We start from the raw sequence: 14,147 nt of genomic DNA, 5'->3' as shown, positions 1-14,147 counted from the left end.
GGAATCATCTGGAATGATAAAGACTCCCTTCAAGGGAGTCTTTTTGGTGTACAGTGGCTAGATCATCGGGCTGATCGGTCTAACTCGCATATGGATCAGAAAACAACGCGTTAACAACCTCTCTAGCATCCGGCGACTTACCCGCGGTTTCACTTAATCATCATCCTTGTGCTTGCTCTTGGATGCAGCTACAGCAAAGGCGATAATGATAAGCGGAATGAAGATAAACCAAGGGAGCGTAATCGTCGTCCCCAATAGTACGGCAAGCAGTAACAATCCAACCATGCCAATAATAATGTACAGGCAGCCTCTGCCAAACGTCTCCATTATCCATCAGCTCCTTTTGACAAGGATAACGTAATGGACAAGGTCCAAGTTTCGCGAATCATGATAAAAAGGCAGAAGCCTTGCCCTTGCCATCACGCCCTTACGGTCACGCTGACAATGAATGAAGGTTTCCACCCAACCTCAGTGTAAAGTATGAAAAGCATACCAGATCAAGTCTCTTTTTATCGTTGTTCATCTTTAGCGTTCATCTTATAATTCTTCAGTGCGCTGAGATTAGCCCTGGAATTTCCAAGGGGCGGTTTTTTGTCGCCAGGCTGCTCAGGAAGACGGTGCAGTACTTCCCGGAGCAGGGCATTATTTTCCCACACGATTTCATGGATTTCACCTACCGTATAGAACAGCGCGCCTGAGATAGCACCGCTAATCAGCCAAGTGATACCGGTTAACCAATTGCCTTCCATTATGATGTGAACAATGCCGATACCTCCATAGGGATGATAGATTAATCGTACCAAAAAAAGGAAGACATAGGTATTGCGTACACGCTGACATCAGCCTTCTGCTGCCGAGTTGCCTCCCTTTGAATAGGGAAAGCAATCATGATAGTATCAGGAAGGAACCAGTGGATGAAGGGGGCTTGATGGATTGTGGCTAATATTAAAGAGATTGCCAAGCTTGCAGGCGTGTCGGTATCGACGGTATCCCGGGTACTGAATAACCACCCTTATGTCAGAGAAGATAAGCGGACACGCGTGTTGGAGACCATGAAACAGCTGAAATACGCCCGGAATATGAATGCAGTTCATCTGATTACAGGTAAAACGATGAATATTGCCATCATGCTGCCGTTTATTAATCATGCCTACTTCTCCTTACTGATGGAGGGAGCCGGCCAAGAAGCGCTTGCCGCTAGCTATCGCCTGATCCTGTGCCAAACCGGTTATGTGCCGGATAAGGAAGTGGAAGTGCTGGAGATGCTGCGTAACCGGGAGATTGACGGCATCATTATTTTATCGTCGGCCGTGACTCCGAAACAGATCGAAGCTTATTGCGCTTATGGACCGATTGTATGCTGTCAGGATGCGGGCGAACGATTATTTTCTTCTATATATATAAACCATGCGGAGGCATTCCGCAGTGCCATGCAATATTTGATAAAGCGGGGACATCGACGCATCGGCTTCACGGTGGGAAGACTGGACAGTCCGAGCACGAGAGCACGCCAGGTGGCATATGAAGAAGTGCTTAAGGAGATTGGAGAGCCTTACCGCCAGGAATGGATTTTGGATGGTTGTATCGATCTGGAAGACGGTGCGGCGATTATGGATCGGCTGTCTGCTATGGAGGAACGCCCAAGCAGTTTATTGGTAACGGGTGACCATGTGGCCGCCGGTTTGATCTATGAAGCCGAGAAGAGAGGACTCTCCATTCCGCAAGAGCTCGCGGTCATCGGTTTCGATAACCAGCCGATCGGCAAAATGCTGGGTCTCACCACGATTGATAACCGACTGTTTGATATGGGTTCCGAGGCCTTCAAGATGTTGTATGCGCATATTCAAGGGGAGCAGAAAGAGCCGATTCGCAAGGAGCTTGCCTTCGAGCTGATCGAACGCTCATCGGTATAATGGCTGCATAGCCAAGTTCTAACAAATGGATTACAAAGTTCGACAATTATGATATTCTTATTTAAACAAGTTCCATGTTTCACAACGTTAACGTCTGTAGCTGTCTGCAGGCGTTCTATTCTGTATTATAGAAAGGAGCATAACCAAAGTGGATGCCCTTGAACAGTTTAAAAAAGCTTCCCGAATCAAAGTGATTCCCGTTATGCTGATTCCGGTTGCTTTGGGAGCACTCGGGGCTTATGTATGGACAGGTGAATTTCATATAGGCCTTTTTTTATTGACCTTAATCGGGAGCGGCGCTGCCCATCTGTTCTCCAATATGGTGAACGATTTGTGGGATTATAAGAATGGAACGGATACGGAAGCACAGGAGCATGTGGATGCGATCTCCACGAACTCCGGTTTTCTGACGAAGGGCGTCTGGTCGCTCCGTAAATTCGAGATCGTTACCTGGACGCTGTTCGGGATTGCTGCACTGAGCGGGATTATCCTTAGTTTGATCAGTGGCTGGTGGGCTTTCGTCTTCGGCGGACTTGGCGGGTTGATCGCTTATTTCTATGTCGCACCACCGATTCAATTCGGATATCGCGGCAAAGGTTTCAGCGAGATTGCGATTTTGCTATCCTTTGGTATTTTGCCGGTGATGGGCGCATACTACGTTCAAACCTCACATATGGATGTCCGGGCGCTGCTGCTGTCACTGCCTATCGGGCTTCTGACAACGCTGATTTTGTTCAATCATCACTTTTTGCATTGGCAGGCAGACCGTCAGGCCGGGAAGAAGACCTTGGTTGTGGTATGGGGTGAAAAAAGAGCGCTGAGTTTCTCGCGGGTCCTGCTGCTGTTGGCCTGCTTATCCTTGATAGCCTGCGTGTTGGCCGGGGCGCTCCCGCCTTACGCATTGATTGCACTGCTTACGATTATTCCGTTGTATCTTGTCTATGGAAGACTGAAGGACAGCAATCGTTCCGAAGCGTATTTACCGCTGATGGGTGCGTCAACGATGACCACTATGCGCTGCGGCGGCGTGCTGATCCTATCATTGATTATCCAGGGAATCATTCAGACTTTGTAAGGAAGAAGGGGAATTAGATGGAACAACAACGCGTTTTTGGTGATTTTCACTCGATCCTGTCCGAGAGCGGGACTTGGAAGATCGGCGGTTTCCCGCTGCCGGACGGTTCATTCTGGGAATATCGCGAGCCGAATGCGGTCGTAATCGTCCGCAACGGCATCCTGTACGTGCGCGCGCCGCTCACCCGCCAGAATGATCAAATCCAAATTCTTGATAATGCCAAGCATATGTACTACTCCAACGAAGAGGTGGAAGTGCCGGAATCCGGCGAGGTGACCTTCGAGCTTCAAATTCGGGCACGCACCCAAGGTACGGTTCCCGGCGATCTGTATGACGGCTACGTATCTTTGAACCTGCTGGATTTCAGTACGGGCGCAGCACTGGACTTTTTTGCTTCGAATGACAAATACGCCAGCGTGTATGCCGTCCTGCCGTTTCCGGGCGTGCAGGTGCCGGAATCGGACAAGACTCGTTACTTCTGCATTTTTAAAGAGGAAGATACACACTTCACACCGCGGGAATTCAACACGTACAAAATCACGTATAACCGTGCTGATGACGAAGCCATCTTCTATGTGAACGGTGAAGAGATCCGCCGGGAGAAGAACATCCCGATCAAGTTCAACAAATTCACCATCGCTTTGGGCATCATGACCGAAAAAGACCTTACGCCGCAGGGCAGCGTATCCGTGCATGGACAAACCGTGATTGCCGAATACTCTCCCGTGACGGTTACGATAAAAGAGTAGTGTTTATATAGTAGAAAAAAGATCATGCTCATAGATGTGGGCATGATCTTTTTTCGTGTAAGTGGCTCGGCTGCGCTTTAGAGGGCCTGCGGCGCGTTATTTGTCAGAGATGATAGGAGAAGCTGCAACCCGAAACGAAGAAGCCAAGCCGGCAAGCCTGTGAGTCCAAAAGGGATTCACAGCATGTCTGGCCATTCGGAGGTCGAGCCAGGGGCAGTCCTTCAAGCCAAGCCGGCAAGCCTGTGAGTCCCAAGGGGGATTCACAGCTTGTGCGGCCATAGGCCAGGCACGCTGACCGTGTCGAACGGGTCAGCTGAGCCTCTCCCCCGCCCAGCCCCCAAAAAGCCATCCCAGACGAAAGGGATGGCATTCTTTTAGTGGGTGGAAAGATTGGAGGCCGAGCCCAAGAAAAGAGGATGTATCGGTGGAGGAGACCTGGCGTTCGCCTTTGAAACCGGGAAAATACCGCAAAAATATCATCCTGTTTTCCTGGTTTCAACAGCGACCGGAGCGGATACATCCTCCTTAGAACAGAGCCGACAATCTTGATTAAGCGGGACGGCACCGGGGACCAGCAGTCCCTCCAAGCCGGGAAGCCTGTGAGACCAAAAGGGGATTCACAGCATGCCCGGCCATAAATCTGGCTAGCTGACCGTGTCGAACGGGTCAGCTTAGCCCCTCCCCGCCCAGCCCCCAAAAAGCCATCCCTGAGAAGAGGGATGGCTCTCTTTGTGGGAAAGATTGGAGGCCGAGCCCAAGAAAAGAGGATGTATCGGTGGAGGAGACCTGGCGTTCGCCTTTGAAACCGGGAAAATACCGCAAGGATATCATCCTGTTTTCCTGGTTTCAACAGCGGCCGGAGCGGATACATCCTCCTCAGAACAGGAGGCCGACAATCTTGATCACTAAAAAAGAAAGCCACCCCATATACCATGGGATGGCTTTAACCAATTTATTTCAGATCTTCAATCGAATTTGCTTCCACATAGGATGGAACCACCAGTCCGGTTTTTACGCCTTCCATGTTAGCGCCAAGGTCTTCGACTTGGTCCTTGAACTTATCCCAGTAGTCGGCATGCGTTAATGGCAGCCAAGCGGCTACAGTTGCATCCACGTCGCCATTGGCAACGCCGGTCCACATCGGGCCTGCTTCGACTTGAAGCGCGTCAACTTTGTATCCGAGCTTGTCTTCCATGATCACTTTCAGCAGATTGGTGCTGGCGATCTCGGAATCCCAGGCCACATAACTGAATTTGAAGCTTTTGCCGTCAACCGGCTGTACGCCTTCGAGCCAGGCATCCACTTTCTCCGCATTGCTGTCTGCCCATTCCTTAGCGGCAGCTTCAGGGTCTTGGCCTTCTTGAATCGCCGTCATAATTTGGCCCATATCGTCGGACGTCCATTTGAAATTGCTCAGGAACTTGTAAGCTTCCGGATGATCTTCTTTCAGTCCAAGACGGGCAACGGTATGGATCTCTTCCGCTTCACCATATACTTTCTTCGGATCTTCCAGATACTTCAGATCATACTTGGCAAACATCCAGTGCGGAGTCCAACCGGTAATAATGATCGGATCCTCGTTCTTGATGGCCTTATCGAGAGTTGCCGTCATGGCTGCGCCGGAACCTTCGATCAATTTCCAATCGGTCAATCCATATTCCTCAATAGCGGCCGCCGTAGCTTTCATAATACCCGCACCTGGATCAATACCGATGATTTCATGTTTCACTTGTTCGCCGAGGGAAGCAGTGGAACCGCCGTCAGCCCCATTGTCCGTCTTTCCATCCGTACCGCCGTTTCCGCCTTGTCCGCAAGCAGAAAGGATCAGAATAGCAGCCAAGCTTAGCAACAACCAAAATTTCTGTTTCTTCAAAATTAAGCACCCCTTTTTTTCGATTTAAATATATTTTGTGTAAAGCGGTCGAGGACAATCGCCAAGATGACGACAGCCAAGCCGGCTTCAAACCCTTTACCAATTTGCAGCTGAGTTACGGCCCGGTAGACCTCGGCACCGATACCTTGGGCACCGATCATCGAAGCGATGACGACCATCGACAAGGACAGCATGATAGTCTGGTTAATGCCGGCCATCAAGGTTGGCATCGCCAGTGGAAGCTGAACCTTGAACAATTTCTGTCCAGAAGTCGAACCGAACGCATCCGCGGCCTCTGTGAGTTCACCTGATACTTGCATAATGCCAAGACGGGTCAGGCGAATCGTTGGCGGAATGGCGAAGATAACCGAGGCGATCACCCCTGGAACCACGCCCAAGCTGAAGAATGTGACGGCAGGGAGCAAATAGACAAACGCCGGCATGGTTTGCATAAAGTCGAGAACCGGTATGATCACCCGAGATGCCGATTTGCTGTAGGCCGCCCATATCCCCAGTGGAACACCAAGGATAACGGAGATCAATGCTGCCGTGATCACGAGGCTAAGCGTACTCATCGTCTGTGACCAGTAGCCCAAGTTATCGATAAGCAGAAAACCGATGGCTGTGAACAAAGTCAATGGCAGACGGCCTAATAAATAGGCAATGACAGCCAGAATGACGATGAACAGATACGGATGAGGGAGCATGAACAAATCGGTAAACAATTGCACGACGTTTTCAATGATGAAGGCGATGGCGTCAAAGAATCCGGAAAAGACGTCTCCCATCCATTCAACCAAGGAATCAACCCAGCTAGCGAGAGGAATCTTAGGCATCTTGCGTCACCTCCTCGCTCTTGCTTTCTCCGGCCAAGGCACCAAGAACAGCACCGCGGACGATAACGCCCATCAATCTGCCGGTATCATCCACAACGGCCAATGGCACTTTGGACATACTTGTAATTTCAAACAATTCATTCAGCAATGTATCGGGTCCGACACTCGGACCGTCCGTAATAAGAATATCCGCAAGCTTGCGGTTATTCTTCATGGCATCCGACGCATCCTCGGCCGTAATGACGCCAAGCAGCTTCTTGGAACGGTCGATGACGAACAGGTTCGAGATTCCCCGTTCACGCATAAGCTCCAGCGCAACGCGAGGCCCGCGATCCATCGTAATGGTCTCCGGACGGCGCATAACCCGGGAAGCGGTAAGCACCTTGGACAGATCGACATCTTCCACGAACCGCTCAACATAATCATTGGCAGGCTGTGTCAAGATTTCCTCCGGCGTACCGATCTGTACGATCGAGCCGTCCTTCATCAAGGCAATGCGGTCGCCGATTCGAAGTGCTTCGTCCAGATCGTGAGTGATGAACACGATGGTTTTCTTCATTTTGTCCTGAAGCTCGATCAATTCATCCTGCATGTCTCTGCGGATGAGCGGATCCAGTGCGCTGAAGGCTTCGTCCATCAGCAGAATCTCCGGATCATTGGCGAGTGCGCGGGCAAGCCCGACTCGCTGCTGCATGCCGCCGCTGAGCTGATCGGGCATTTTATCCTCCCAGCCCTTCAAGCCTACGAGCTCAAGTGACTTCATGGCCGCTTCACGGCGATTGCCCTTGGCTACCTTTTGAATTTCTAACCCGTACTCCACATTGTCTACAACCGTACGATGGGGGAACAAGGCGAACTTCTGGAACACCATGCTGATTTTTTTGCGGCGAACTTCCCGCAGCTGTTCCTTGTTCATTTTTCGCAAATCCTTGCCGTGAATCAATATTTCGCCCGATGTTGGTTCAATCAACCGATTTAGCAAACGGACCAAGGTAGACTTCCCGCTGCCTGACAGCCCCATGATCACGAAGATCTCGCCTTCCTGAATATCGAAGCTGACACGGTTAACGCCAACCGTTATATTCTTTTCTTTTGCAATTCGCGCTTTACTCCAGCCTTGCTCCAGCAGTTGAAGCCCTTGTTCCGGGTTCGCGCCGAACAATTTGCTGACTTTGTTAACTTGCAGAATAGCCAAAAGTACTCCTCCTTTTTATTGTATAGAGACGCGTCCATTTGACCGAGTCTTCTTATTCCTGTCGTCTCGTAAACCCATGTCACCCATTGTAACAACCGATACGTAAAGTATCAAACGTTATATCCGTACGTAAAGTACGTACAGTAAAAACTGTACAAAGTTATCCTTTGAAATGCTCCCATATGCTCCGATATCCTCCAGAGCGATCTTCTTTACTTTTAAAATAGCTTTCCCTACAATAGATCAGAGAATGTGTGTGGATTCTGCTTGTTTAGATTTCATTGAGATCGTTCACACTACACTTCGAGTCCACCTAGTTTTGTTATGTTGACATGACTTCTTGGATGGCTACAGATAGAGGAGGCTGCAAGCATGGGCTTGTACCATTTAGATGATGAACGGCAGGCAGCCGTGCATAAGATTCGTAAGCGTGTCATTGAAAATATTGGACGAAATATGGATTTGTACGGCATTCCACTCTCAACGGGACATTTATACGGACTGCTTTATTTTGCGGATAAACCGATGAACCTGGATGAAATGGGACAGGAAATGAAGATGAGCAAGACCAGCATGAGTACAGGCGTGCGGACGCTGCTAGATTATAAAATGGTAAACAAGGTGTGGGAGAAGGGTTCCCGCAAGGATTTGTATGAAGTGGAGTATGACTGGTACCAGACCTTCTTGGATTTCTTCGATATTAAATGGCGTAAATCGGTGGAGAGCAACATTCTGGTCCTGCGCAAAGCGCTCGACGAAACAGAGAAGCTCCGTAAAGCGCATGAAGATGACGAAGAGCTGGCAGCGGTGCTGCAAGAGGATCAGGCGAAGATGCGCGAGGCCGTTGCTTACTATAAATGGCTGGAACGATTAATTGATACTTTTGTGGATGGCGATATCTTTAAGTATGTGCCGAAAGAACCGCCGGAAGGTGAATCCTGATATTGAAAATGGGGGAATTCCCCAGTATAATGTGGAGTAAGGCAATGCTTACCCAAGAGGTACAACCTGATTTTATCGGGTTGTGCCTTTTTTTGTTATCTGGCATTGTCTGGATGAATAACCGCACGCAAGTGCATGTGGTGCAAAAATAGTCAGGAGGGGTTAGAATGGTCAGTATGTCCTCAAGAATGGTAGAAATTGCAGATTTTCCATCAGTTCACCTAAGCAATACCCGAAGTTTGTATGTATATCTTCCACCCAGTTATCATGAGAATACGGAGAAGCATTATGCCGTACTCTATATGCATGACGGGCAGCATGTATTTGCAGCGGATGAGCGAGGCGGCTCGTGGGATATGCATGTCACCGCAGATCGCTTGGTTTCCGAAGGTCGGATGGAAGAGATTATCATCGTTGGTATCGCTACGGTTCCCCATCAAAGACTGAACGAGTACTTCCATGACAATCCAAGGATGCATCAGGTATTCGATCCCCCGTTTGCCGGCGAACGGTACGAATCATTTATTATTGAAGAAGTCATGCCATATATCAATCAGACTTATCGCACGTTAAGGGGCCCGGAGCATACGGCCATGATGGGTTCGTCCGCGGGCGGGATCGTCACCTACAATATCGGCTTCCGCAGGCCGGATGTGTTCGGAAGCATTGCGATCATGTCGCCTTATTTCGTCAAAGCCCATTTTGATGCTCAGGGGGAGCTTAAGGAACACCCCTTCTATGAAAGATACGGTACGCACCCAAATCTTAAGTTATGGCTTGATATGGGCGGTGCGGAAGGGGTCTTCATGGAAAAATATGCACGGGAGGAAGCGGAACGCTTGATCCAAGACGGCTTTGTGCCGGGAGAAGATCTCATACTGTTCCTTGATCCGGGGGCGGCTCACAGTCAAAGCGATTGGGCAGGCAGAGCGCAGGCGCCACTGCTGTATTTTTTCGGCGACATTGGAGAACCGGCCTCGATTAAGCTGTATGGAGATGGCGTCGTAGGGGTAACCGGGCCCGTCAAACAACTGAATCCGGTCATTACATACGACAGCGGATTTGTGCAAACGTTGATGAACGGAACGTATCATGTAGAGGATCCGGAATTGCTCACGCTGCTGCCGGACGGAACGCTGAAGCCTAGAACTCCCGGCAGTACCCGGATTACGCTGCAAATCGGAAGCTTGATCGCGGATAAAGAGATTACGATTGTAGAAGAGCTGCCTGAGCTTGTGAAAGTCACGATTCAGGTGAAGGTACCGCCTTCCACGCCGGTTTCCCCCGCGATCTATGCCGGATTTGAGATTCCGTACTGCGGAGAGGGCTTATATAGGGGAAGTGCGATGGTACCACATGGTTTGTCTTTTACGTTCAAGGTATCAAGAGGCTTTGGACTGCATGAGAAGATCGGGGATCCTGAAGTGAAACGGCGTTCTTTTACGGCATCGTCCGAGATGGAGCTGTTTTATGAGGTTGAGGACTGGGATGCTTGAATTTGAGTTGAATTGTAATCGGAGGATGAATCGGCATGACCATCAGATCAGCAAGACCACAGGATGCAGCTGCAGCGATAAGGCTGCTGTACGATGCGCTGCACGATGTGGCGCATCAATTAACAGGGGAAGACAGTGAAGAGAAAGTGCTTGAAGTGCTGGAGCAATATTTCCGGGCGGACGAGGGCAGGCTTAGTTACCGTCAGGCTGCCGTGAAAGAGATCGACGGCGAGGTGGCCGGCATGATCGTAGCTTACGGCGGCGATCAAGCGGCCGAATTGGATCGTCCGATGTTGGATCGTTTGCGGAAGCTTAAGAATGACCCTTCCATAGCGCTGGACAAAGAAGCGGACGAGGATGAGTACTATATCGATACGCTATCCGTTTCACCGCAGTTTGGAGGAAAGGGGATTGGTTCGGCTCTTATTCAACATGCGGAGAATCGGGCAAAGGAGCTTACCTATCGTAAAATTGCTCTCGCCGTGGTGACGGACAATCATCGCGCCCATTCTTTGTACGAAAGACGAGGTTATAAAACAGATAAGGAAATCATGATTAACGGGCATGTTTATTATCATATGGTCAAACCCGTTTAGAAAAAAAAGAAACAATTTATAAGCCGCCTATTTACAAATGGTAATAGGTGGTTTATTATTGTGTCATATCGATCTAAAAAATTAGAATGATAAACTAAATTAGAACAAACGAAAATAACCGTATGAATTACACAATTAGAATGGCAATTTCATTTAGAATGGAGTGTTTGCGTCATGGATCAAGATCAAAATCAGAGCATTGAAATATCGGTGGAACAAGCGAAGCTGCTGGGCAGCGCCCAGCGGGTGAAAATACTCGGAACCATACTGGATATCGCCAAAACCTCCAAGCAAGTCGCGGATGAATTGGGAGATTCGCCGGGAAGCATCCACTACCATATCCAGAAGTTATATGACGGCGGTCTGATAGATTTGGTGGAGACCCGGACGGTCGGCGGCATCGTTGAGAAATATTATAAATCCAAAGCGAAGTGGTTTAACACCAAGGGAACGCAAACGATGGACCCGGTTCTTGCCGAAGATTATGAAGCAGCGACCCGAACCCGAATTAGCTTGAGGCTGCAGCTGAACGCCGACCAATATGAAGAGATGACAAAGGAATTCCGGGAGCTGCTCGAAAAATGGGTGAACAAAACCATCGCGACCAAAGGGGAAGACAGCAAGGAGTATGCCGTAGGGATCAACGTGGTTTCGACGGAAACGTCCAAATAGGAAGGGGCTTCAAAGCCTCTTCTCCCAAACTATTAAATTTAAAAATGAAGGAGTTGTTTCTTTCGTGGAAATATTAAAGAATCGCAATTTTCTGCTGTTGTTCGTTGGCCGAATCCTTACGAATATCGGCGACAGCCTGTACGCGGTAGCGGCCATGTGGCTGGTGTATGATCTGGGGGGCTCGACGCTGTATACGGGACTTGCCGGATTCCTCTCGATTCTCCCCCGGATCATTCAATTGTTATCCGGCCCGATGATTGACCGCGTTCCTTTACGGGGGCTTCTGGTGTACACCCAGTTGTTTCAGGCGGTTCTTCTGTTGATCGTTCCGCTTGCATTTTATTTCGACTTTCTGACGGTTGGCGTTGTGCTTGCGATAACACCGATTCTATCCACGCTAAATATGTGGGTATATCCGGCCCAAATGTCGGCCCTTCCTAAAATTCTCGATAAGAAGCAGCTAACGCAAGGCAATTCGCTGTTCTCCTTAGCCTATCAAGGCATCGATGTCGCTTGTAACGCAATATCCGGCGTATTGATTATTGTGCTGGGCGCAGTATCCCTTTACTTATGGAATTCGATCGGTTTTTTCGTCGGAGCGCTGTTATTCTCGCAACTGAAAATCAAGAAGTCTATCAAAACTTCGGATAACAACGTAAATAACACATCGCCGAAAAGCACCGTAACTTCCAAACCTAAGCGTAATGCCCTTAAAAATTATTGGGCGGACATGAAGGAAGGCCTTAGGTACATTCTGGCAACCCCGCTCGCACGGGTACAGATGGGGATGATCGTCATCAATGCTGCGGGCGGCGCTACCTTTACGGTTATGCCTGCGTTCGCCGACAGCCTCGGTGGAGCCGGCGTCTACGGTATATTGCTTATGGCCCAGGCTTTCGGGAGTTTGCTGGGAGCGATCCTGGCTCCGTATTTGAAGCTGGAGCGCCTGCCCCTTGGATATATTTTTGCCGGAGCGTTTTGTTTATCGGGCGCTGCCTGGTGTCTCAGCGTATTCACCCCATGGACATGGCTTGTCGTTCTGGTATATGGTCTGGCCTGGTTTCCCGGAGGCATTACGAACGTCATCATTAATTCGGTCATTCAGAAGGCGATACCCCAGAAAAGATTGGGTACGGTGTTCGCGGCAGCTAGCGGGCTCAGCGGAATTGCCATGCCGCTTGGCAGCCTGATCGGAGGTGCTCTTGGCATTGTTGCGGCAGGTTCCTCCGTTATCGCGGGATGCGGAATCGTCGTGCTCTGCGTAGGGATCTTCTGGATCTTTGACTCGACTACCCGCAGTCTTCCGTCACCTGACAATGTAGATGAGGAATGGTTTGCGCCTTATACGAATGAAACTCCTGAGAATTCCATTTCTATGCAAACAGCCCCTTAGAGTTGGCTAACGTCGATCATCTTCCATGCTTTACAGAGGGCAGAAGAAGATGGCCCGTACTGGAATTTCTCAAAGATTGAACCGGGGATGAATCAGCGATCGACGGATTCGCCCTCGGCTCTTTTTTTTTCGCTTAAGTGAAGTGCAAACGCCTGCTGCGTCCCACCGTAACGGTGCTTGTCAGGCTAGTCTGCATAATGTGACCAAGTCCCTCATAGACATGTATCAATCAAGTCAAAACAAGTGTTGAAGGGGATGATGACATGCGCCGGATTTCATGGGTGCTGCTCGCGGTAGTATTATGCTTAACAACAATACTGGCGGGATGCGGGAAGAAGAATGCAGACAGCGTTGTGAAGGATCTGGGCAAGGTGGCTGATAAGCTGGAAAGTGCCAAGGGCGCTTACCAGGGAGCGGGCGTTATGACCATACATACCGGTTCGGCGCCGCAGGAGTATCAGGTTGAGGTATGGTACCAGTCTCCATCTTACTACCGGATCAGCTTAACCAATGGGCAAAAGGATATTACGCAAATCGTGCTTCGCAACGATGACGGCGTGTTCGTTCTGACGCCGAGCTTGAACAAGAGCTTCCGCTTCAAGAGCGATTGGCCGGATAATCAGGGACAGGTATATCTGTACCAAACGCTGCTTAGCAGCATTTTGAGCGACAACACCCGTCAGTTTGCCGAGGATAAGGATAGTTATGTGTTTGATGTGGCTGCCAATTACCACAGCCATTCCTTGATTCGTCAGAAGATTTGGCTCGCCAAGGACAACTACACGCCGAAACAGGTGCAAGTGTCGGACTCCGAAGCGAATGTGGTGGTTGAGGTGAAATTCAACACCTTTACTTTCGATACGAACCTGACCAAGGATTCGTTTGATACGAACAAGAATCTCAGTGCCATGAACGATGCGAAGGGGACGATGGCGGAAGTGGACGAGAACGGGATACCGGTGGTTTCCACGACGGAGGGGAACGGTACTCAGGGAACCGAGGGCTTGACGGAAACGGCTGCCGGCGGCGACATGGGGTCCTTCGGCATCATCTATCCGGAATATGTGCCTGCAGGGGTCACGAACAAGGACACCATGGAAGTTCCGGAGAGCAAGGATCATGCCGTTATTCTGAAGTATGACGGTGTGTACCAATACACGATTATGGAATCCAGACCGGTGGATCGTGCGGTTTCCCTCGTACCGGGCGAGGCGGTGTATATCGATTTCACGACGGTTGGCCTGCTCACCGGCGATCAGCAAAGAACGCTGACCTGGAGTTCGGAAGGCGTAGAATACCGGATCACGAGCGCCAACCTGCCTGTCGAAGAAATGAAGAAAGTCGCTGCTTCCATGCAGGGAGAATCGGGTAAATAATACGAAGTAGGCGGATACCGAGCATTGAAGG

15 protein-coding genes are annotated in these 14,147 nt (G+C 49.8%); 10 read left to right on the top strand and 5 right to left on the bottom strand.

Features of this window, described 5'->3' with window-relative positions; genetic code table 11:
- Positions 1–153: 153 nt before the first annotated feature.
- Both PAEVO_RS33895 and PAEVO_RS19900 read right to left on the bottom strand, forming a co-directional pair.
- On the bottom strand, positions 154–327 hold the full coding sequence (locus tag PAEVO_RS33895) for a hypothetical protein (RefSeq protein ID WP_165789689.1): 174 nt from the start codon (positions 325–327) through the stop codon (positions 154–156).
- A 182-nt stretch (positions 328–509) separates the two neighbouring features.
- Positions 510–749, bottom strand: a complete 240-nt coding sequence (locus PAEVO_RS19900; protein WP_243390830.1) for a hypothetical protein — start codon at positions 747–749, stop codon at positions 510–512.
- Between the two features lie 186 nt (positions 750–935).
- Between PAEVO_RS19900 and PAEVO_RS19895 the strand changes: the two genes are divergently transcribed.
- The 4 genes from PAEVO_RS19895 (at position 936) to PAEVO_RS19880 (ending at position 4,646) form a co-directional block, all read left to right on the top strand.
- The gene (locus PAEVO_RS19895) at positions 936–1,913 is read left to right on the top strand and encodes a LacI family DNA-binding transcriptional regulator (protein ID WP_100539097.1); all 978 of its coding nucleotides are present in this window, start codon (positions 936–938) and stop codon (positions 1,911–1,913) included.
- A gap of 148 nt (positions 1,914–2,061) precedes the next feature.
- Positions 2,062–2,988 carry a prenyltransferase gene (locus PAEVO_RS19890; RefSeq protein ID WP_100539096.1) on the top strand — a complete coding sequence of 309 codons (927 nt, stop codon included), beginning with the start codon at positions 2,062–2,064 and terminating at the stop codon, positions 2,986–2,988.
- A 17-nt stretch (positions 2,989–3,005) separates the two neighbouring features.
- On the top strand, positions 3,006–3,737 hold the full coding sequence (locus PAEVO_RS19885) for a DUF6081 family protein (RefSeq protein WP_100539095.1): 732 nt from the start codon (positions 3,006–3,008) through the stop codon (positions 3,735–3,737).
- Between the two features lie 729 nt (positions 3,738–4,466).
- Positions 4,467–4,646 carry a hypothetical protein gene (locus PAEVO_RS19880; protein ID WP_100539094.1) on the top strand — a complete coding sequence of 60 codons (180 nt, stop codon included), beginning with the start codon at positions 4,467–4,469 and terminating at the stop codon, positions 4,644–4,646.
- A gap of 43 nt (positions 4,647–4,689) precedes the next feature.
- Here the strand turns inward: PAEVO_RS19880 and PAEVO_RS19875 are convergent, their stop codons facing one another.
- Genes PAEVO_RS19875 through PAEVO_RS19865 form a run of 3 tightly spaced genes read right to left on the bottom strand, consistent with a single transcriptional unit; the run spans position 4,690 to position 7,641 of the window.
- Complete coding sequence (locus tag PAEVO_RS19875) at positions 4,690–5,610, bottom strand: glycine betaine ABC transporter substrate-binding protein (RefSeq protein WP_100539093.1); 921 nt, start codon at positions 5,608–5,610, stop codon at positions 4,690–4,692.
- 2 nt (positions 5,611–5,612) lie between these two features.
- Entirely contained in the window at positions 5,613–6,446 is an 834-nt protein-coding gene (locus PAEVO_RS19870; protein ID WP_100539092.1) for an ABC transporter permease, read from the bottom strand.
- On the bottom strand, positions 6,439–7,641 hold the full coding sequence (locus tag PAEVO_RS19865) for a quaternary amine ABC transporter ATP-binding protein (RefSeq protein ID WP_100539091.1): 1,203 nt from the start codon (positions 7,639–7,641) through the stop codon (positions 6,439–6,441). The genes PAEVO_RS19870 and PAEVO_RS19865 overlap by 8 nt, the downstream gene beginning before the upstream one ends.
- A 372-nt stretch (positions 7,642–8,013) precedes the next feature.
- Between PAEVO_RS19865 and PAEVO_RS19860 the strand changes: the two genes are divergently transcribed.
- The 6 genes from PAEVO_RS19860 to PAEVO_RS19835 all read left to right on the top strand — a co-directional run bounded on the left by PAEVO_RS19860 (position 8,014) and on the right by PAEVO_RS19835 (position 14,116).
- Positions 8,014–8,583, top strand: coding sequence for a GbsR/MarR family transcriptional regulator (locus PAEVO_RS19860; protein ID WP_100539090.1), 570 nt, complete (start codon positions 8,014–8,016; stop codon positions 8,581–8,583).
- 167 nt (positions 8,584–8,750) lie between these two features.
- Positions 8,751–10,079: an alpha/beta hydrolase gene (locus PAEVO_RS19855; RefSeq protein WP_100539089.1), complete on the top strand. Its 1,329-nt coding sequence runs from the start codon at positions 8,751–8,753 to the stop codon at positions 10,077–10,079.
- Positions 10,080–10,114: 35 nt separating this feature from the next.
- Entirely contained in the window at positions 10,115–10,675 is a 561-nt protein-coding gene (locus tag PAEVO_RS19850) for a GNAT family N-acetyltransferase (protein ID WP_100539088.1), read from the top strand.
- Between the two features lie 174 nt (positions 10,676–10,849).
- Complete coding sequence (locus PAEVO_RS19845; protein WP_100539087.1) at positions 10,850–11,347, top strand: winged helix-turn-helix domain-containing protein; 498 nt, start codon at positions 10,850–10,852, stop codon at positions 11,345–11,347.
- 64 nt (positions 11,348–11,411) lie between these two features.
- The gene (locus PAEVO_RS19840) at positions 11,412–12,740 is read left to right on the top strand and encodes an MFS transporter (RefSeq protein ID WP_100539086.1); all 1,329 of its coding nucleotides are present in this window, start codon (positions 11,412–11,414) and stop codon (positions 12,738–12,740) included.
- 263 nt (positions 12,741–13,003) lie between these two features.
- Positions 13,004–14,116 (top strand): LolA family protein, encoded by a 1,113-nt coding sequence (locus PAEVO_RS19835; RefSeq protein ID WP_100539085.1) that lies wholly within the window; start codon positions 13,004–13,006, stop codon positions 14,114–14,116.
- Positions 14,117–14,147 lie beyond the last annotated feature (31 nt).

The sequence above is a fragment of the Paenibacillus sp. GM2FR genome, assembly GCF_002803325.1.
GTDB lineage: Bacteria > Bacillota > Bacilli > Paenibacillales > Paenibacillaceae > Paenibacillus_AQ > Paenibacillus_AQ lautus.
This window is presented reverse-complemented; position numbering and strand designations above follow the sequence as displayed.